Here is a 17867-nt window from a genome sequence, read left to right as displayed (position 1 = left end):
CCTCGGGTCATGCGTTTTGTTTTGTTCTACGCATGTTCCCGTTTTGTGTCAACCTGGCTGTGGATAAGTCAGAGCGCGATATAGTCCACGATGTCGCCCGCAGCGCGTGCGCCGTCGCTCACCGGGCGCACGATCAGCGCATTGGCGGCGCCCAGCACGGACAGAAGGCTGCTGTCCTGTCGTTCGAACGCGGTCAGGCCCGAGGCGTCGAGCCGGGCGCGCATGTAATGCTCGCGCGGGCCGTTGGCGCCCAGCGGCGCGGCAAGAGGCGCCCGGCTGCGTGGGGTCGGCGCCTTCGGCAGGCCCAGCATGGCGCGGATCACCGGTGCGACAAAGACATGGCCGCAGACCATGGCGGAAACCGGGTTGCCCGGCAAGCCGATCATCATCGCGCCGCCCAGCTGCCCCGACATGAGCGGCTTGCCCGGCCGCATCGCCACCTTGTGAAAGGCGCGCTCCATCCCCATCCCGGCCGCCACCTGCGCCACCAGGTCATGGTCCCCGACCGAGGCGCCACCGATCGTGATGACCAGGTCGGCGCCCTCTGCGAGGCCCAGCACGGTTTCGAGGGAGGCCACGTTGTCATGTGCGATGGGCAGAAGGCGCGGTTTCGCGCCCAATTGGCGCAGTAGCGCATGCAGCCCGAACGTGTTCGATGCGATGATCTGGTCGCGGCCGGGCTCCTCACCGGGCATGACCAGTTCGTCGCCGGTCGAGATCAGGGCGACCACGGGGCGGCGCCTCACCGGAACCTCGGGGATGTTCATCGAGGCCAGCAGGGCGATGTCCTGCGGGGTCAGGCGGCGCGGCGCCTCTACCCGGTCGCCAGAGCGGAAATCGGTTCCGGCGGAACGGATATAGGCGTTTTCGTCCAGATTCGTGCCGATCGTGATGCGGTCGCCATCGCGTGTCACGTCTTCCTGGATGACGATGCGGGCAGCGCCGGGCGGCACCGGCGCGCCGGTAAAGATCCGCACCGCCTGGCCCGCGCTCACCGCCCCGTCAAAGCCATGTCCCGCCGCGCTTTCGCCGATGACGGTCAACGTCGCGCCGGGGATCGCCTCGACCACCGCGTAACCGTCCATCGCAGAGGCCGGAAAAGGTGGCTGGTCGCGGCGGGCGGCGACGGGTTCGGCCAGCACGCGGCCTTCTGCGTCAAGCAGCGGAACACGCTCGACCTCCAGCGGTGCGGCCAGCGCGAACAGATGGTCCAGGGCCTCGGCGACGGTTATCATGTCGCCTCGTAACGCCCTGATTTTCCGCCATCCTTCAGGATCACGCGGATTCCGCCGATGACCATGCCCTTGTCCACGGCCTTGACCATGTCATAAACCGTCAGCGCGGCGGTGCTGACGGCGGTTAGCGCCTCCATCTCGACCCCGGTCTGGCCGGTGGTCTTGACGGTGGCCTCGATCCGCAGGCCCGGCAGGGTCGGATCGGCGACAAGGTCGACGCTGACCTTGGTCACAGGCAGCGGGTGGCACAGCGGGATCAGATCCGGAGTCTTTTTTGCGCCCATGATCCCGGCCAGCCGCGCGACGCCGATCACGTCGCCCTTTTTCGCGCGGCCTTCGGTAATAAGATCAAAGGTTTCGCGCGCCATCGTGACGTGGCCTTCGGCAGTGGCGATGCGCGAGGTCACTGCCTTGTCCGACACGTCCACCATGTGCGCATTGCCGCGCTCGTCGAAATGGGTCAGGCTCATGCGGTCACCGGGTCTTTCAGCAGGGCGCGGGTCGCGGCCTCGACATCGGCCTGGCGCATCAGGCTTTCGCCGATCAGGAAGGCCCGCGCACCATGGGCGGCCATGTCTGCCAGGTCGGCAGGCGTATTCAGCCCTGACTCGGAAATCAGAAAGCGATCCGATGGGATTGCGCGAGACAGTTCTCGTGTTGTCTCAAGAGTGGTCGCGAAAGTCTTGAGATTGCGGTTGTTCACACCGATCATGGCGCTGTCGAGTTCCAACGCACGGTCCAGTTCAGCGCGGTCATGCACCTCGATCAGCGCATCCATGCCCCATGAACGCGCCGCGTCCTCGAGTTCCTTCGCCTGCGCGTCCGAGACACTGGCCATGATGATGAGGATGCAGTCGGCGCCAAGGGCGCGCGCCTCGGCCACCTGGTAGGTGTCATACATGAAGTCCTTGCGCAGGGCTGGCAGGCCAGTCGCGGCGCGCGCCTGCGTCAGGAACGGCTTGGCCCCCTCGAAGGACGGCGTGTCGGTCAGGACCGACAGGCAGGTGGCACCGCCCGCCTCGTAGGCCCGGGCGAGCGTCGCGGGATCGAAATCGGCGCGGATCAGGCCTTTGGAGGGCGACGCCTTCTTGACCTCGGCGATCAGGCCATAGCCGGTTTCGGCGGCGGCCATCAGCGCGGCGGCAAAGGGACGGACGGGACCGGCGGCGCGGGCCTCAGCCTCGACCTCTGCCAGCGGTTTCGCGGCCTTGTCCGCGGCGACCTCTTCCAGCTTGTAGGCCTTGATCTTGTCGAGGATGGTTTCGGTCATCGGTCCGTCCAGTTCATCGGCGTGTCGCCTTTCGCTTTAAGCCAGTCGTTCACGCGGGAAAAGGGGCGCGAGCCGAAAAAGCCCTTTCGCGCTGACAGGGGCGAGGGATGCGCGCTTGTCAGGACCAAGTGGCCGTCGCCCCGGATGCAGGGGGCAAAGCCCTGCGCGTGCCCGCCCCAGAGGACAAAGGCGCGCGGGCGGTCCGACAGTGCCTCCAGCACCTCGCGGGTCAGTTGCGCCCAGCCGAGTTTCGCATGGCCCCCGGCCTCTCCGGCCGGAACGGTCAGCGCGGTATTGAGCAGCAGCACCCCCTGATCTGCCCAGAAACGCAGGTCGCCATCGGGCGGGCAGACGCCGAGATCGTCGGTCATTTCCCTGTAGATATTGGCGAGCGACCGCGGCAGCGCCACGCCCGGCGCCACGGAAAAGGCTAGACCATGCGCATGGCCGGGCGTCGGATAGGGATCTTGGCCCAGGATCACGACACGGGTGCGGTCGGGCGGGCAGGCCTGAAGCGCGGCAAAGCGCTGGTTCTCGGGTGGCAGGATCGTGCGTGGATCGCCAGAAATCGCGCGCGAAAGGTCGGGCCATTTCTGCACGAAAAACGGCAGATGGCGCCAGCCCAAGGGAACGGTCATGCGGCCTGCGTCACCGCGGCAAGCGCCTGAACCTTGGTCCGGGCCGCGCCGCTGTCGATGCTCTCGCGCGCCATCGCCACGCCCCCGCGCAGGTCGCTGGCCTTGCCCGCGATGACCAGCGCGGCCGCGGCGTTCAGCAGCACCGCGTCGCGATAGGCGCCGGGCGCGCCGTCCAGCAGCGCCCGGAAGGCCGCGCCGTTCTGTTCCGGCGTGCCGCCGAGAATGGCCTCGAAGGGATGCGCGGGCAGGCCGGCATCCTCGGGATGCAACTCGGCCTCCCGGATCGTGCCATCCTCTTCCAGCGCGGCGATCCAGCTGATCCCCGCGATCGAAAGCTCGTCCGTGCCGTCGCCGCCATGCACCAGCCAGGCCCGTTCGGACCCTAGCGCGGCCAGCGTCTCGGCCATGGGACGGATCAGGTCGCGGGTGAAGGCGCCGGTCAGCTGGCGCTTCACGCCTGCCGGGTTGGTCAGCGGTCCGAGGATGTTGAAGATCGTGCGCGTTCCAAGCTCGGCGCGCACCGGGCCGACATGGGCCATGGCCGGGTGGTGCATCGGCGCCATCATGAAGGCGATGCCGACCTCGGCCAGCGCCTTTTCCACGACCGCTGGGCCGACCATCACGTTGATGCCCATCTGCCCCAGCGCATCCGCCGCGCCGGATTTCGACGACAGGTTGCGGTTGCCGTGCTTGGCCACCGGCACGCCCGCGCCCGCGACGACAAAGGCTGTCGCGGTCGAGATGTTCAGCGTGCCCTTGCCATCGCCGCCGGTGCCGACGATGTCCATGGCGCCGGCGGGGGCGGCGACCTTGTGGCACTTGGCGCGCATCACGGCGGCGGCTGCGGCGTATTCCTGCACCGTCTCGCCCCGCGTGCGCAGCGCCATCAGCAAGCCGCCGATCTGGGCCGGCGTGGCCTCGCCCTCGAACAGGATGGTAAAGGCGGTTTCGGCCTCGGCGCGGGTCATGGGTCGGTCGGCGGCGGCGCCGATCAGGGGTCTGATGTCGTCGCTCATGCAGGCTCCGCGGCGAAGGTCAGGAAATTCTTGAGCAGGGCGTGGCCATGCTCCGAGGCGATGGATTCCGGGTGGAACTGCACGCCGTGGATGGGCAACGTCCGGTGCGACAGGCCCATGATCGTGCCATCCTTCAGCGCCGCCGTGACCTCGAGGCAGTCGGGCAGGTCGGAGCGCCGTACCACGAGGCTGTGATAGCGGGTTGCGCGGAAAGGCGAGGGCAGGCCTGCGAACACGCCGCGCCCCTCGTGGTGGATCTCGTCGGTCTTGCCATGCACGATCTGGTCGGCGCGCACCACCTTGCCGCCAAAGGCCTGCCCGATCGTCTGGTGGCCGAGGCAGACGCCCAGCAGGGGCGTGCCGGTTTCGGCGGCGGCCTGGGTCAGAGCGAGGCAGATGCCCGCCTGGTCTGGATCGCAGGGGCCGGGCGACAGCACGATCGCCGACGGGTTCATCGCCATCGCCTGCTGCACGTCGAGCGCATCATTGCGGCGCACCACCACTTCGGCACCCAGTTCCCCAAGGAAATGAACGAGGTTGTAGGTGAAGCTGTCGTAATTATCGATCAGAAGAAGCATCGGTCTGCGCCTCGGGGGTGGCGGCGGTGCCGCGGGTCGCGGTATACATGCGCAGGCAGGCGCGGTGGCGTCAAGGGCGGCGGGACAGACGCCGCGCCGCATCGGGCAAACGGGCAGGGGACAGGGCATGGCACGCGGATTTCTGGCAGGCATGATCTGGGGCGCGGTGGCGTCCGTGGTTGGCGTTGGCGCAGTGTCGGTCCTCAGCGATGCGCCCGGCCCTTCGATGCCGCGCCCGGTGGCCGAGGCGCCGACTGTCGCGCCCGCAACCGCCGAGGAGCCTGCGCCCGGGAATGCCGAGGCGACGGCGCCCGCGCCCGAACCGGCAACGGCACCGCCGTCCGCCGAAACCACCATGCCAGAGCCCGAGGCCGAGGAGACCGCCGAACCGGAGCCTGTCCCGGCCCCCGAGGTCGCCGAAACCGCCGCCGTTCCCACCGAGGACCCCGACAGCGCCGGGCGCCGGCCAGAGCCCGACAGCGCCGTCGACCGCCCAGCCGCACCGGATGCGGGCCTGCCATCGCAGGCCGTGCCCGGCAGCGTCGGCGCCGAAACTGCGCCGCCCGCGCCGCCGGCTGTCGGCCAGGCCCCCGAGGCCCCGCAGGCAGAGACGGCAACCGGCCGCCCGGCGCCGGTGACGGTGACGACCGAGGCGCCGGTGATGCCCGGCGCTCAGGCAGAGGCGCCCGGCGCGGTGTCTCCCGATGCGCCGCCGCTGGCCGATGCCGCCCCGGCGCAACCGCCCGCGCCGCCGGTTCCCTCCGTCGAGAGCCCGTTGGTGCCGGACGCCGCCGGGGCACCTGCCGGGGCTGCGTCCGTGGCGTCCGACGAGGCGACGACGGACACGCCTGCGGCAGAGTCCGCCGAGCCTGCCATGCCCACACCGACCGCTGACGTGACCGAGGATGCCCCGGCGATCGGCCAGCCGGCGGTGTCGCTGGTGGAACGCGATGGCGCGGTGCAACAGGACCGCCTGCCACGGATCGGCGATGCGCCCGACGAGGCCGCCGGGATCGCCGAGACCGCCCCGGACGCTGAAATCGCGGCGGACACGCCGCTGCTGGCCAATGCCGCCGAGGTCTCGGTGCCGGACGGTGTGCCGCGCATGGCGGTGGTGCTGGTCGACGACGGGCGCGGGCCGCTGGGGCCCGCCACGTTGCAGGCCTTTCCCTTTCCGGTCAGCTTTGCCATCGACCCCGCGCATCCCGATCCTGCGGGCGCTGCCGAGGCCTATCGCGCGCTCGGTTTCGAGGTGCTGTCGATCGCCCGCCCGCCTGAGGGGGCGACGGCGTCGGATGTCGATGTGACGCTGGCGGGTGCGCTGGCGGCGGTGCCGCAGTCGGTCGCGGTGCTCGAGGCGCCTGACGGCGCGGGCCTGGGCAGCGACCGTGCCGTGATCTCTCAGGCAGCGGCCTACCTGGCGCGGTCGGGGCATGGGCTGGTTCTGATGCCCAGGGGGCTGAACACCGCGCAGCAATTCGCCGCGCGCGAAGGTGTGCCCGCAATGACGCTGTTCCGCGATTTCGACGGCGAAGGACAGGATGCCACGGTCATCCGCCGCACGCTGGACCAGGCCGCTTTCCGGGCGCGGCAGGAGGGCGGGGTCGTCATGCTGGGACGGCTGCGGGCGGATACGATCTCGGCGCTTGTTCTGTGGGGCTTGCAGGACCGCGAGGGCAGCCTTGCGCTGGTGCCCGTGTCGGTCGTGCTGCGCGAGGCGGCGGCCGAATAGGCTCCACGCCGCAGGGTGCGAGCTATGTCCCGCCCGGTCCGGCCCAGCCTGCCAGCGCGTCGCGCAGGTCACCGTAGCCGGTCAGCCGCCGCTCGAACGCGAGGCCCAGACGCTCTGCCTGCGCGCGGGCCTTGTCGGTCAGATCGGGATCGTCGGTCTGGGCCAGGTAGACCAGCGTCTCGTAATGGGCGAAATACATGTCCCGCAACTCCGGATGCCGGTCGAGGCCCAGCGGCCGCCAGACGAAGGCGTCGAACTGGCGAACCAGGAAATCGGTCAGGTAGAAGGCGGTGATCTCGTCCCGTGCGGCGAACCGCTCGACCCCGTCGAAGAAGGCATAGCAATGGGGGCCGGCGATCATCTCGACCCCCAGCTCGGCGCAGGCGGCCTGCAACTGCCCGCCGGTGCCGCAATCGGCATAGGCGACGGCGATGGTCGCGTACTCCGCACGATGCTTCGCCACCGCCTCGCGCACTGCGCCGGTGATCCGTTCGGGATGGTTGTGAAGGATGGCGGGAAGGCAGGCGAGGTCGAGATGGGCCCAGCCATTCGCGTCGCGGATATCGAGAATCTCGCGCGCCAGAGCCCCGCAGGCGATCACCAGAACCCGGCCTTCGCCCGAGGGCGCCAGGCCGTCGCGCGTGAGGGTCGCGTCGTCAGGTGCGGCTGTTGTCGTCATGCGGAACATGCGCCAGCGCCCATCGGGCAAACAGCGCAAGCGCCAGCAGGATCGGCAGCATCGTCCCAGCCCCCCACGCGCTGAAAGCCCAGACCGTCAGGGCCGCGGCGGCGATGACGGAAAACAGCATGAGCGCGAAGGATGTGACAGGCATACCTTTCTCCTTTCCCGATCAATATGGGACAGATTCGGGTAAAGAAAAACCCCCATCCGCGCGGAATGGGGGCCTTGTGATGGCGACGATGCATCTTCCGCTCAGCCGGCGGCCATCTGGTTGTGCTTGCGCGCGATGAACTGCTTGGCCGTCTCGACCGCAACGGCCGCGTCGCGGCAATAGGCGTCGGCCCCGATCGCGCGGCCGAACTCCTCGTTCAGCGGTGCGCCGCCGACCAGCACGATGTAATCGTCGCGAATGCCCTGCGCGATCATCGTGTCGATCACCACCTTCATGTAGGGCATGGTGGTGGTCAGCAGCGCCGACATGCCGAGGATGTCGGGCTTGTGCTGTTCCATCGCGTTCAGGTAGTTCTCGACCGCGTTGTTGATGCCGAGATCGATCACCTCGAAGCCCGCACCCTCCATCATCATCGACACCAGGTTCTTGCCGATGTCGTGGATGTCGCCCTTTACGGTGCCGATCACCATCGAACCCATGCGCGGTGCGCCGGTTTCCACAAGCAGCGGCTTGAGGATCGCCATGCCGGCCTTCATCGCGTTGGCGGCCAGCAGCACCTCGGGGACGAACAGGATCCCGTCGCGGAAATCCTTGCCGACGATGGTCATGCCGCCGACCAGCGGTTCGGTAAGCACGCGGTAGGGCTCCCATCCGCGGTCCAGCAGGATGCGGACGCTCTCTTCGATCTCCGGCTTGAGACCGTCGTAGAGGTCGTCCATCATCTGGAGAACAAGTTCCTCGTCGTCGAGTTCGGAGAGGATGATATCGTCTTCGTCGGACATGTGCGTTTCCTTTGCATGGCCCGGGGGCGCCGGACCGCGCCTGTGGTTGAGAATCCTAATGCGGCCTTTGTGCGTTGCGGACTTGGCCGATTGCGACATGGCGCGCGCGGGTTCCGACCTTGCCGGGGGCGGGCGGTGGTGCCTTTCCAATGTTCCTGTTACGTTCTAGTCTGCCCATATGCGATCCAGCGACAGACCCGTTCCCGCCGACCTGCGCCGCGGCCGCGGCGCCGCCAGCCGCGACGGCGGCCGGTATGGGCGGCTGACCCGTGCCGATGAGGCCGATGGCTGGGACATCCCCGAGGACCTGCCGCCGCTGCGCACCACCGTGACCGAGGAACGCCCGCGCAGCGTCATCAATTACGTGCGCTCGCCCGACATTCCCTTCGACCGGACGCTGAATCCCTATCGCGGCTGCGAGCATGGCTGCATCTACTGTTTCGCCCGGCCCACGCATGCGTATCTGGGCCTGTCGCCCGGCCTCGATTTCGAGACGCAGCTGGTGGCAAGGCCCGAGGCGCCGCAGGTCCTGGCGCGCGAGTTGCGACGCCCTGGATACCGCGTTGCGCCGCTGGCCATCGGCACGGGCACCGACCCGTATCAGCCGGTCGAACGCGACCGGGGAATCACCCGCGCCTGCCTGTCGGTGCTGCGCGATTTCGGCCATCCCGTCGGTATCGTCACCAAGGGCACGCTGATCGAACGCGACATCGATATCCTGTCCGACATGGCGGCGCGGGGCCTGGCGCGGGTGGGGATCTCGGTCACCACGCTGGACGACGACCTGTCGCGCCGGATGGAGCCGCGCGCACCCCGGCCAGCGCGGCGCCTGAAGACGATCCGCCGCCTCGCCGCAGCGGGCATCCCGGTGCGCGTCATGGCCTCGCCGATGATCCCCGGCCTGACCGATCACGAGCTCGAGCCGATCCTCGAGGCGGGGGCCGAGGCCGGCGCGGTGGCGGCCAGCTGGATCATGCTGCGCCTGCCGCTGGAGGTCTCGACCCTGTGGCAGGACTGGCTGGAGGAGCATCGCCCGAACGCCAAGGCCCGCGTCATGGGCCATCTGCGCGCGATGCATGGCGGGCAGGACTATTCCCCGCGCTGGCATGTCCGGATGCGGGGCGAGGGGCCCTATGCCGCGCTGGTCGCACAACGGTTCGACCGGGCGGCCCGGGCGCTGGGACTCGACTGTGACCAGCCCGCGCTGCGCTGCGACCTGTTCCGCCCGCCGCCGCGGCTGGGCGACCAGTTGAGCCTGTTCTGACATCGGGCCTCAGGCGCGTCGGCGCCGGCTGCGCCGTTCGCGGCCTTCGCCGGCATCCGCGCCGGTGCCATCGCTGGCCGAGGAGAAGCCGCCAAGCGCCGCGGTGATCTGGTCGAGTGTCGGGCGCGGGCCCTTGGGCCTCGTTTCCAGCGCGGCGCGCATCGCCTTGAGATGCACCGGCATGGTGCCGCAGCAGCCGCCGATGATCCGCGCGCCGCAATCGCGCGCCAGCACCGCGTATTCTGCCATCAGGTCGGGCGTGCCGTCATAGTGGATGTGGCCATCGACATATTTCGGGATGCCCGCATTGCCCTTGGCGATGATCGGGCGGTCCGTGCCCTGGGCGGCAAAGCCCAGAACGGTGCGCAGCAGGTCCGAGGCACCGACGCCGCAATTCGCGCCGAAGGCAATGGGCGGGTTCGGCAGGCTTTCGACCATCTGCACCATGTCGGAGGAGGTGACGCCCATCATCGTGCGGCCCGCCGTGTCGAAGCTCATGGTGCCGCACCAGGGCGCGTCGATGTTGCCGAAGGCCTCGGCCGCTGCGCGGTATTCCTCGGGCGAGGAGATCGTCTCGACCCAGAGCACGTCGGCGCCGCCATCCATCAGGCCCTTCGCGGTTTCCTCGAACATCTCGACGGCGCGCTCGTGGCCGAGGGTTCCGGCGGCGCCCATGATCTCGCCCGTCGGGCCGACCGACCCCGCGACGATGACCTCGCGGCCAGAGGCGTCGGCGATCTCGCGGCCCAGTTCGGCTGCAAGCTTCGACAGCGCATAGGCGCGGTGGCCCGCGTCGTGCAGTTTCAGCCGCGAGGCGTTGGCGCCGAAGGAGTTGGTGAGGAACAGATCAGAGCCCGCCTCAACCGCGCCGCGGTACAGGCTGCGGATCTTGTCCGGTTCGGTTTCGTTCCAGAATTCCGGCGCATCGCCCGACATCAGCCCCATGTTGAAGAGGTTGGTGCCGGTCGCCCCGTCGGCGAGCAGCCAGTCGCGGGTGGCGAGGGCGCGGGTCAATGCATCGGACATGGGTCAGCCTTTCTGTTTCCACGCGTCTCGCATGCGACGGAACAGGACGCAAATTCATAATCTGCATGATGGTTATGAGGGACGGGACCGGCGCTCGTTCGCTTTGCTCACATCGCCCCGCCCGCCGTCCCATGTCCGCGCGTCGCGAGGCGGGCCCGCTTCACTGGAGAAACCGCGCGCCGAGGCGTTGTTCGACGCCGCCCAGCCAGGCGAGGCTCCAGAGCGCGGCGCGGGGCAGGTTGTAGGCCCAGGCCGCGGTTTCCCGCAGCGGGTCGCGCAACCGTTCGGTCAGGCTCCGGGCGATCGGCTGCGAGGCGCAGGCGGATGCCGGCCGGCCTGCCCAGGCGAAGGACAGCATGCTGCGCAGCCCGTGATAGCCATTGGTGACGACGATCCGCGTCTCGCCCGGTGGCAGGGCCGGGCGCGAGAACAGCGCGTTCTCGAGGGTCGAGCGCGAGGCGTTCTCGGCGGTGACGGCGCCCTCGGGCACGCCGTTGAGAATCGCGTAGGCCCGCATCAGGCCGCCAGCGCTGGGGATGGACCCGTCGGGGCGGCTGCCGGTGGCGTGGAGGCGAGACACGAGGCCGCGGTCGTGCAGGTCAATGGCGGCATCGATCCGCGCCAGCGTCTCGCCCGTCGGCAGGTCGCCCTTGAGCGCGGCACCCAGAACGATGGCGACATCCGCCGGCTCGGTGACCCGAAGGCAGGCCGGGACCAGCGCGGTCGACAGGCCGGTCAGCGTCCCGCACAGACCGGCATAGCCGAGCGCGAAGACGGCCAGCCACCTCATTCCAGTTCGATGGTGCCCGGCGGCTTGGAGGTGCAGTCGTAGAACACGCGGTTCACGCCCTTGACCTCGTTGATGATGCGGGTTGCGGTTTCGCCCAGGAAGTCGTGGCTGAACGGGTAGTAATCCGCGGTCATGCCATCGACGCTGGTCACCGCGCGCAGGGCGAGCGCGTAGTCATAGGTTCGACCGTCGCCCATGACGCCCACGGTTCGCATCGGCAGGATCGCGGCAAAGGCCTGCCAGATCTCGTCGTAAAGGCCGTGCTTGCGGATCTGGTCGATATAGATCGCGTCGGCCTTGCGCAGGATTTCGAGCTTGTCGCGGGTGATCTCGCCGGGGCAGCGGATGGCAAGGCCCGGGCCAGGGAAGGGATGCCGGCCGATGAAATGCGCCGGCAGGCCCAGTTCGCGGCCCAGCGCGCGGACCTCGTCCTTGAACAGTTCGCGCAGCGGCTCGACCAGTTTCAGGCCCATCTTTTCAGGCAGGCCGCCGACGTTGTGATGCGACTTGATCGTGACCGACGGCCCGCCCGAGAAACTGACGGATTCGATCACGTCCGGGTAGAGCGTGCCCTGCGCGAGGAAGCGCGCGCCGTCGATCTGGTCGGCGTATTTCTGGAACACGTCGATGAACAGGCGGCCGATGGTCTTGCGCTTGGTCTCGGGGTCGCTGACGCCTTCGAGCGCGCCGAGGAACAGCTCCTGCTCCTGGGCGTGGATCACGTGAAGGTTCATGTGGTCGCGGAACATGGCCACGACCTCGTCGGCCTCGTTCAGGCGCAAGAGGCCATGATCGACGAAGACACAGGTCAGTTGATCGCCCACCGCCTCGTGGATCAGGGCCGCGGCGACGGATGAGTCGACCCCGCCGGACAACGCGCAGATCACCTTTGCGTCGCCCACCTGCTCGCGGATTCGGGCCACGGCCTCTTCGCGGTAGGCGCCCATCGTCCAGTCGCCCTTGAAGCCTGCGAGGCGCACGAAATTCTCGTAGAGTTTCGCGCCCTTTGGCGTGTGATGCACCTCTGGGTGGAACTGCACCGCGTAGAAGTGGCGCGAGACGTCGGCGGTGATGGCAAAGGGCGCGCCGGGCGAGGTGCCGTAGACCTCAAAGCCCGGGGCGATCTCGGCCACGTGGTCGCCGTGGCTCATCCAGACCTGCTCGCGCCCGTCCTCGAACCAGCCGTCGAGCAGCGGCAGGGGTGTCTTTGGCTGCACATAGGCACGACCGAATTCCGCCGTGCCTTCGCCCGAGACCACGCGACCGCCCAGCTGGGTCATCATCACCTGCTGGCCATAGCAGATGCCGAGGATCGGCACGCCATAGTCGAAGATTTCCTGCGGCGCGCGCGGGCTGCCCTCGCGGGTGACGCTGTCAGGGCCGCCGGAAAAGATCACCGCGCGCGGCGCCAACTGGCGGACCATGTCCATCGTCACGGCCTGGTAGGGGCGGATTTCGCAGTAGACGTTCAGTTCGCGCAGGCGGCGCGCGATCAGCTGCGTCACCTGAGAGCCGAAATCGATGATGAGCAGGGTGTCATGCTGGGTCATGCGCCCTGATAGGCAGGGGCCGGGAAAAGTGCAATATCCGCCGTGCGGGGCTCAGTCCGCCAGCAGGTTCACCAGCAGGGCGCCGATGATCCAGATGGCGAAAGTCAACACGATGGTGGTGCCCACGGGATACCAGCCGCCGATGAATCCGCCCATCGCCGCGACCACGCCCAGCCCGCCGACGAGGCCCATCAACGGTTTCTTCTTTCTGAGCCAGTCCATGCCGTGCCCTCCGATGCGATGGGAAAACAGTCTGGCGGGGTGGCGGTCCGGGCGCCTTGACCTCAATCAGGGCGCCCGGACGCGGTCTTACCAGCGATAGGTGAGACCCAGCGCGAACTCGTTCTGCGACATGCGGATCTTGACCGGCTGCGCGACTCCGGTCAGGGCCGGGTTGCTGCCTGTGACGCTGTTGTCGAAGGCATGGGTCCAAGACCCGGTGACGCCCCAGCGGTCGTTGATCCGGTACGACGCGCCCAGCGAGGCGTGCCATTGCGGGGTGGCCGGGGCGAGCGTGTTCATCACCGCCGAGTCGTCGTCGATGAAGGCCGAGGCGTGGCTGACGCCGCCGCGGAACGTCCAGCGGTCGTCGTGGCGATAAATCGCGGCGACACGGAACACGTCCATGTCCTTCCAGCCGAATCCGACTCCGTTTGGCGCGCCCAGGGGGCCATTCGGCGGGGCGTTCGGATTGGCCAGCGAACGGATGTCGCCATAGAAGATGCGCTGCCATTCGGCGGTCAGGGTCAGTTTCTGGATGCTGGCCGGGGTATAGGCGACGCCTAGCGTGGCGACGGCGGGTATGTCGAAATCGCCGCCCTCCGCGAAGAGACCCGAATACTTGTCGAAGGCCTCCATGTCGATGCGCGAGCGGTAGGACGCGCCGAAGGTCAGTTCGGATGTCGGCTGCCACAGCACGCCCAGATTCACGCCGACCCCGGTCGACCAGTCCTCACCACGATTCGTGACGTTGCCCGGGGCGATGGACATGCCGGCAAAGGCCTCGAGCCCGGTGGCACTGAAACGCTGGATCGCAATGATGGGCGCGATGCCGAAGGACAGCCGCTCGGTCGCCTTGATGCTGAGGTTCAAGCCGATAAAGGCCTGTTCCAGGTTCACACCCAGCGGCGACGACCCCGCGCCCAGGCCCGAGAAGAAGTTCGTGTCGTATTCGGTGTTCATGCCCCCGTTGCCGAACAGGAAGGCGCCGAAGGACAGGCGGTCGCTCAGCACCCAGTTGGCGCCGCCGCAGGGGATCAGAAAGAACTCGTTGTTGCTTTCGTGTGTGCCTGGCGTCAGCGGGCCGCCCGGGCTGACGGTAACCGAGCGGTCGGGCAGGAAGCTGGTCAGGCAGAGCCCCGCCTCGTTGCCAACCATGTGCCCCATCGCGGGGTTCTGCGCGAGGCCGAGTACGCCCGACGGCACCGCGACCCCGGCGCCCGCCATGCCCTTTGACGCGCCGCCATAGCCGTTGGCGATATAGCCGTTCGTGGCCAGTGCCGGGCCTGCCGCAAGGCAAGCCGTGGCCAGGGCGCCGGCGGCAAGCCTGCGCGCGACTGTTCCGATCATGTATTATCCCTCCCTTGATGGAGAATGCGCGCCGTTTCCCTGGCTCGATTCTCCGGCGCGCGTGGCGCCTTGGCCTTGTTGTCGCTGGATTTCTGCCCGTGTCGTGGGCGCGCCGCCTGTTCCGTTTCCGTATTCCTGTTTTCAGATATTAGGATTGCGGAATGTGGCATGTCACGCGTTTTCGTTGCTGCGGTGCAGCGCTGGGGCACGCCAGGACCCGTGTCGCTTTTTCACGCAAACCGCCGCAAAAGCGCCAAGGGCCCGCGGGGGGCTGGGATATGAAGTGCCATCTTCAGACGACCAGGCATGGGGAACATCGATGGCAGAGCTTGAGGCGCGCAAACGGGGTCGCGGGGCAGGGGGCGGTGCCGCCCGCCGGGCCGAACGCAGCGCGGTGTCCGTCGAGACCGCCCGCTATATCGAGCGCAACATCCCGAATTTCGAGGTGCTGAACGCCGAGGCGCTCGAGGTCATCGAACACAACGCCGAGACGATTCTCGAAGAGATCGGCGTCAATTTCGTCAACAACCCTGCCGCGCTGGACCGCTGGCGCGAAGCCGGCGCCGACGTGCACGGCGAACGCGTGCGGATGCCGCGCGGGCTGGCCCGGTCGCTATGCGCCACGGCGCCCTCGACCTTTACCCAGCACGCCCGCAACCCCGAACGCAATGTCGAGATCGGCGGCAAGAGCCTGGTCCTTGCGCCGGTCTACGGCCCTCCTTTCGTGCACGACCTCGACAAGGGGCGCCGCTATGCCACGATCGCGGATTTCCGCAATTTCGTGAAGCTGGGCTACATGTCCAAGTGGCTGCACCATTCCGGCGGCACGGTCTGCGAACCCACCGATGTCGCTGTGAACAAGCGGCACCTCGACATGCTGCTGGCGCACATGCAACTGAGCGACAAGCCCTTCATGGGGTCCGTGACCGAACCCAGCCGGGCTCGCGACAGCGTCGAGATGTGCGAGATCTTGTTCGGCAAGGATTTTGTCCACGAGAACACGGTGATGACCTCGCTCATCAACATCAACTCGCCGCTGACCTTCGACGACGTGATGATGGGTGCGCTCGAGGTCTATGCCGAGGCCGGGCAGGCCTGCATCGTGTCGCCCTTCATCGTCGGCGGCGCAATGGCGCCGGTTTCGGTCGCGGGCACGCTGACGCAGGTTCTGGCCGAGGTGCTGGCGGGGGTCGGCTACAGCCAACTAGTGCGCAAGGGCGCGCCGGTGATCTTCGGCGCCTTCGTGACTTCGATCGACATGAACTCCGGCGCGCCGACCTTTGGCACGCCCGAGGCGTCGCTCATCACCTATGGCGCGGGCCAGCTGGCGCGGCGCATGGGGCTGCCGTATCGCTCGGCGGGGGCGTTCAACGGCTCCAAGCTGCCCGACGCGCAGGCCGCGTATGAAAGCGCGAACTCGCTGAACATGGGGCTGCTGTCGGGCGTCAACTTCATGCTGCATGCCTGTGGCTGGCTCGAGGGTGGGCTGGTGTCCTCCTACGAGAAATTCGTCATGGATGCCGACCAGTTGGGCGGGCTGCACCACTTGGCCCGTGGCATCGCGATGGACGCGAACGCGCAGGCGATGGACGCGATCCGCGAAGTCGGCCCGGGTGGGCACTACCTGGGCTGCGCGCATACCCAGGCCAATTTCAAATCCGCCTTCTGGCGAACCGACCTGCTCGACTACAAGCCCTACGAGACCTGGGCCGAGGAAGGCGCGCGCGACACGATTGCGCTGGCCAATGCCCGCGTGCGCCGGCAACTGGACACCTACCAGCAACCCATGCTCGACCCGGCCATCGCAGAGGCGCTGAACGCCTATGTCGCACAGAAGAAGGCATCGATGCCCGACAGCTTCACCTGATTGGCTGAACGGGAGGGGCCGTCTCGCGCAGCAGGCGCGTCTCTCCCATCATGGCGGACAGCACCTCGACATGGGTGGTGAGGGCATAGCTGGCGTCCTGCGCCTTGCGCCGATCGTTCAGATCGGCCTCCATCTCCATCAGGCGCATGACGGCGGCACCCGGCCGCGGCAGCGCGCCATATCCCAGCAGCCGCGGCAGATGCGCCTCGCGGCGATAATCGGTGGCCCCGATCCGTGCGGCACGGATCAAGAGGCGGGGGCGGCGCAGCGCCTGCACCATGCTTAGAATGTCTTGCATCGGTCTGTCCCTCGGTTTTCCCCGATTCCCTCGCCGACACTGGCACAGCCTGCACGCGTGTTGCGCCGATTCGGAAAGCGGCGCGCGCTGGTATCAGGAGTGTTTATCAAACCTCGTCAAATACTTCGGATTGAATGCGATCTTAACCAAGGTGTAACTCTTACACGTCTAGGTTGCAATCGGCCCATGTGGATAAAACTGTGCAAAAAACAGGGCTGGCATCCGGGGGATCGGAGCGATGATTGAGTGCAAGAACAGCGAAGGCCGGGCCAGGCTGCCTGGATGGGTGCCGCATGCGGCCCGCGTCTACCTGGCCCATACCGAAGACGGAACGCCGATCAGGGAACTGGCGCGGGAGGCGGGCTGCCATGCCTCCACCGTTCTGCGCCAGGTCAGGAGGATAGAAACGCGACGGGATGATCCATTGGTAGACGCCGCCCTGCGCCGGCTTGGATCGTCACCGGACGAGGGGACTGACGCGCGGGTATACAAGGAAGCCGATGGGATGACTGCTCTTCCGAAGTTTCAGGAAACGCCGGACGAAATCACGCTGGCCCGCGAGGCGCGCCGTGTGTTGCGCCGCCTGTGCGAAAGCGGCGCGGTGCTGGCCGTGGCCGCCGAGATGGACAAGGCGGTGGTCGTGCGGGACACGGGCGAGGGCGGCAACACCCGCACCGCCATCGTCGACAATTCCGTGGCGCAGGCCATGGCGCTGAAGGACTGGATCGCCTGCGACGCGCCGGCGCGGATCTCGCGCTATCGCATCACGGCCGCCGGCCGGGCCGCGCTGTCGCGCCTGATGGCGGAACAGGAAAACCGCCTGCGCGGCTTTGCCGAGGCGCAGGCCGGGTTCGAGACCGGGCGCGACGCCGAGGCCGCACTGGACGAGATCGACCGCGATCCGCGGGCGCGCAAGGGACGCTACATGCTGGCCGAAAGCCCGCTCACGGCGCTGGCCCGACGCCGCGATCCTGACGGCACACCCTTTCTGCCCGAGGCGCTGGTTGCCGCGGGCGAACGGCTGCGCGAGGATTTCGAGCTGGCGCAGATGGGGCCGCGCGCCACGCAGAACTGGGATCAGTTCCTGATCGCCGGGACAGAGGGCGCGCCCGACCGCGCGCTGTCGGGCAGCGGGTCCGAGGCGGCACGCGCCCGGCTGGAGGCCGCGCTGCGGGATCTTGGCCCGGGCCTGGGCGACGTGGCGCTGCGCTGTTGCTGCTATCTCGAGGGGCTTGAGACCACGGAAAAGCGGCTGGGATGGTCGGCGCGATCGGGCAAGATCGTGCTGCGCATCGCCTTGCAGCGCCTGCGCCGCCACTACGAGGAGCTGCGCGCCTCTGGCGGCGACCTGATCGGCTGAAACACTGATAGGTCTGGCCTATATCCTGGCGTCGGGAT

At 68.0% G+C, this 17867-nt stretch carries 19 protein-coding genes; 4 read left to right on the top strand and 15 right to left on the bottom strand.

What is annotated here, in order from left to right; translation table 11 throughout:
* Positions 1-68 precede the first annotated feature (68 nt).
* From KB874_RS02690 to KB874_RS02665, 6 genes are read right to left on the bottom strand one after another with little or no spacing between them, the layout of a single operon-like run.
* Positions 69-1235, bottom strand: coding sequence for a molybdopterin molybdotransferase MoeA (locus tag KB874_RS02690; RefSeq protein WP_212534993.1), 1167 nt, complete (start codon positions 1233-1235; stop codon positions 69-71).
* Positions 1232-1705: a cyclic pyranopterin monophosphate synthase MoaC gene (gene moaC / locus KB874_RS02685; protein WP_212534992.1), complete on the bottom strand. Its 474-nt coding sequence runs from the start codon at positions 1703-1705 to the stop codon at positions 1232-1234. Before moaC ends, KB874_RS02690 begins: the two co-directional genes overlap by 4 nt.
* Positions 1702-2505, bottom strand: a complete 804-nt coding sequence (gene trpC / locus KB874_RS02680) for an indole-3-glycerol phosphate synthase TrpC (RefSeq protein ID WP_212534991.1) — start codon at positions 2503-2505, stop codon at positions 1702-1704. The genes moaC and trpC overlap by 4 nt, the downstream gene beginning before the upstream one ends.
* Entirely contained in the window at positions 2502-3143 is a 642-nt protein-coding gene (locus KB874_RS02675) for a uracil-DNA glycosylase (RefSeq protein ID WP_212534990.1), read from the bottom strand. Before KB874_RS02675 ends, trpC begins: the two co-directional genes overlap by 4 nt.
* A complete protein-coding gene (trpD, locus tag KB874_RS02670) occupies positions 3140-4159 on the bottom strand; it encodes an anthranilate phosphoribosyltransferase (RefSeq protein WP_212534989.1) in 1020 nt (339 codons plus the stop codon). The genes KB874_RS02675 and trpD overlap by 4 nt, the downstream gene beginning before the upstream one ends.
* Positions 4156-4737 (bottom strand): anthranilate synthase component II, encoded by a 582-nt coding sequence (locus tag KB874_RS02665; RefSeq protein ID WP_212534988.1) that lies wholly within the window; start codon positions 4735-4737, stop codon positions 4156-4158. Before KB874_RS02665 ends, trpD begins: the two co-directional genes overlap by 4 nt.
* A 127-nt stretch (positions 4738-4864) precedes the next feature.
* Here KB874_RS02665 and KB874_RS23100 point away from each other — a divergent pair, with 127 nt between their 5' ends.
* Positions 4865-6469 (top strand): divergent polysaccharide deacetylase family protein, encoded by a 1605-nt coding sequence (locus KB874_RS23100; protein ID WP_212534987.1) that lies wholly within the window; start codon positions 4865-4867, stop codon positions 6467-6469.
* 22 nt (positions 6470-6491) lie between these two features.
* On the opposite strand, the gene KB874_RS02655 is transcribed toward KB874_RS23100, so the two are convergent.
* The 3 genes from KB874_RS02655 to KB874_RS02645 all read right to left on the bottom strand — a co-directional run bounded on the left by KB874_RS02655 (position 6492) and on the right by KB874_RS02645 (position 8105).
* Positions 6492-7148, bottom strand: a complete 657-nt coding sequence (locus KB874_RS02655) for a DUF1638 domain-containing protein (RefSeq protein ID WP_212534986.1) — start codon at positions 7146-7148, stop codon at positions 6492-6494.
* Entirely contained in the window at positions 7126-7302 is a 177-nt protein-coding gene (locus tag KB874_RS02650; protein WP_212534985.1) for a hypothetical protein, read from the bottom strand. Before KB874_RS02650 ends, KB874_RS02655 begins: the two co-directional genes overlap by 23 nt.
* Positions 7303-7403: 101 nt before the next feature.
* Positions 7404-8105, bottom strand: coding sequence for a corrinoid protein (locus KB874_RS02645; protein WP_212534984.1), 702 nt, complete (start codon positions 8103-8105; stop codon positions 7404-7406).
* A 178-nt stretch (positions 8106-8283) separates the two neighbouring features.
* On the opposite strand from KB874_RS02645, the gene KB874_RS02640 reads away from it, so the two are divergent.
* The gene (locus KB874_RS02640) at positions 8284-9369 is read left to right on the top strand and encodes a PA0069 family radical SAM protein (protein WP_212534983.1); all 1086 of its coding nucleotides are present in this window, start codon (positions 8284-8286) and stop codon (positions 9367-9369) included.
* A 9-nt stretch (positions 9370-9378) separates the two neighbouring features.
* Here KB874_RS02640 and bmt read toward each other — a convergent pair whose 3' ends face one another.
* The 5 genes from bmt to KB874_RS02615 form a co-directional block, all read right to left on the bottom strand.
* Complete coding sequence (bmt, locus tag KB874_RS02635) at positions 9379-10395, bottom strand: betaine--homocysteine S-methyltransferase (RefSeq protein ID WP_212534982.1); 1017 nt, start codon at positions 10393-10395, stop codon at positions 9379-9381.
* A gap of 160 nt (positions 10396-10555) precedes the next feature.
* Positions 10556-11185, bottom strand: a complete 630-nt coding sequence (locus KB874_RS02630) for a YdcF family protein (RefSeq protein WP_212534981.1) — start codon at positions 11183-11185, stop codon at positions 10556-10558.
* The gene (gene guaA, locus KB874_RS02625) at positions 11182-12735 is read right to left on the bottom strand and encodes a glutamine-hydrolyzing GMP synthase (protein ID WP_212534980.1); all 1554 of its coding nucleotides are present in this window, start codon (positions 12733-12735) and stop codon (positions 11182-11184) included. Before guaA ends, KB874_RS02630 begins: the two co-directional genes overlap by 4 nt.
* A gap of 51 nt (positions 12736-12786) precedes the next feature.
* The gene (locus KB874_RS02620) at positions 12787-12957 is read right to left on the bottom strand and encodes a hypothetical protein (RefSeq protein ID WP_212534979.1); all 171 of its coding nucleotides are present in this window, start codon (positions 12955-12957) and stop codon (positions 12787-12789) included.
* A gap of 87 nt (positions 12958-13044) precedes the next feature.
* The gene (locus KB874_RS02615; RefSeq protein ID WP_212534978.1) at positions 13045-14304 is read right to left on the bottom strand and encodes an OmpP1/FadL family transporter; all 1260 of its coding nucleotides are present in this window, start codon (positions 14302-14304) and stop codon (positions 13045-13047) included.
* A gap of 319 nt (positions 14305-14623) precedes the next feature.
* On the opposite strand from KB874_RS02615, the gene KB874_RS02610 reads away from it, so the two are divergent.
* Positions 14624-16171 carry a trimethylamine methyltransferase family protein gene (locus KB874_RS02610; RefSeq protein ID WP_212534977.1) on the top strand — a complete coding sequence of 516 codons (1548 nt, stop codon included), beginning with the start codon at positions 14624-14626 and terminating at the stop codon, positions 16169-16171.
* Here KB874_RS02610 and KB874_RS02605 read toward each other — a convergent pair.
* Positions 16164-16469 (bottom strand): DUF6477 family protein, encoded by a 306-nt coding sequence (locus tag KB874_RS02605; protein WP_212534976.1) that lies wholly within the window; start codon positions 16467-16469, stop codon positions 16164-16166. The genes KB874_RS02610 and KB874_RS02605 overlap by 8 nt on opposite strands.
* Positions 16470-16707: 238 nt before the next feature.
* Between KB874_RS02605 and KB874_RS02600 the strand changes: the two genes are divergently transcribed.
* Positions 16708-17829 (top strand): DUF6456 domain-containing protein, encoded by a 1122-nt coding sequence (locus KB874_RS02600; protein ID WP_212534975.1) that lies wholly within the window; start codon positions 16708-16710, stop codon positions 17827-17829.
* Positions 17830-17867 lie beyond the last annotated feature (38 nt).

Origin of the sequence: Thetidibacter halocola (genome assembly GCF_018224955.1) — a bacterium.
In the GTDB taxonomy this organism is placed as follows: Bacteria; Pseudomonadota; Alphaproteobacteria; order Rhodobacterales; family Rhodobacteraceae; genus Thetidibacter; species Thetidibacter halocola.
The sequence above is the reverse complement of the archived record's forward strand: the minus strand, read 5'-3'. Positions and strand labels throughout refer to the sequence as shown.

Excerpts from the sequence above, each read along its gene's own strand:
- KB874_RS02690 (WP_212534993.1), bottom strand. The coding sequence starts at position 1,235 with ATGATAACCGTCGCCGAGGCCCTGGACCATCTGTTCGCGCTGGCCGCA.
- moaC (WP_212534992.1), bottom strand. The coding sequence starts at position 1,705 with ATGAGCCTGACCCATTTCGACGAGCGCGGCAATGCGCACATGGTGGAC.
- trpC (WP_212534991.1), bottom strand. The coding sequence starts at position 2,505 with ATGACCGAAACCATCCTCGACAAGATCAAGGCCTACAAGCTGGAAGAG.
- KB874_RS02675 (WP_212534990.1), bottom strand. The coding sequence starts at position 3,143 with ATGACCGTTCCCTTGGGCTGGCGCCATCTGCCGTTTTTCGTGCAGAAA.
- trpD (WP_212534989.1), bottom strand. The coding sequence starts at position 4,159 with ATGAGCGACGACATCAGACCCCTGATCGGCGCCGCCGCCGACCGACCC.
- KB874_RS02665 (WP_212534988.1), bottom strand. The coding sequence starts at position 4,737 with ATGCTTCTTCTGATCGATAATTACGACAGCTTCACCTACAACCTCGTT.
- KB874_RS23100 (WP_212534987.1), top strand. The coding sequence starts at position 4,865 with ATGGCACGCGGATTTCTGGCAGGCATGATCTGGGGCGCGGTGGCGTCC.
- KB874_RS02655 (WP_212534986.1), bottom strand. The coding sequence starts at position 7,148 with ATGACGACAACAGCCGCACCTGACGACGCGACCCTCACGCGCGACGGC.
- KB874_RS02650 (WP_212534985.1), bottom strand. The coding sequence starts at position 7,302 with ATGCCTGTCACATCCTTCGCGCTCATGCTGTTTTCCGTCATCGCCGCC.
- KB874_RS02645 (WP_212534984.1), bottom strand. The coding sequence starts at position 8,105 with ATGTCCGACGAAGACGATATCATCCTCTCCGAACTCGACGACGAGGAA.
- KB874_RS02640 (WP_212534983.1), top strand. The coding sequence starts at position 8,284 with ATGCGATCCAGCGACAGACCCGTTCCCGCCGACCTGCGCCGCGGCCGC.
- bmt (WP_212534982.1), bottom strand. The coding sequence starts at position 10,395 with ATGTCCGATGCATTGACCCGCGCCCTCGCCACCCGCGACTGGCTGCTC.
- KB874_RS02630 (WP_212534981.1), bottom strand. The coding sequence starts at position 11,185 with ATGAGGTGGCTGGCCGTCTTCGCGCTCGGCTATGCCGGTCTGTGCGGG.
- guaA (WP_212534980.1), bottom strand. The coding sequence starts at position 12,735 with ATGACCCAGCATGACACCCTGCTCATCATCGATTTCGGCTCTCAGGTG.
- KB874_RS02620 (WP_212534979.1), bottom strand. The coding sequence starts at position 12,957 with ATGGACTGGCTCAGAAAGAAGAAACCGTTGATGGGCCTCGTCGGCGGG.
- KB874_RS02615 (WP_212534978.1), bottom strand. The coding sequence starts at position 14,304 with ATGATCGGAACAGTCGCGCGCAGGCTTGCCGCCGGCGCCCTGGCCACG.
- KB874_RS02610 (WP_212534977.1), top strand. The coding sequence starts at position 14,624 with ATGGCAGAGCTTGAGGCGCGCAAACGGGGTCGCGGGGCAGGGGGCGGT.
- KB874_RS02605 (WP_212534976.1), bottom strand. The coding sequence starts at position 16,469 with ATGCAAGACATTCTAAGCATGGTGCAGGCGCTGCGCCGCCCCCGCCTC.
- KB874_RS02600 (WP_212534975.1), top strand. The coding sequence starts at position 16,708 with ATGATTGAGTGCAAGAACAGCGAAGGCCGGGCCAGGCTGCCTGGATGG.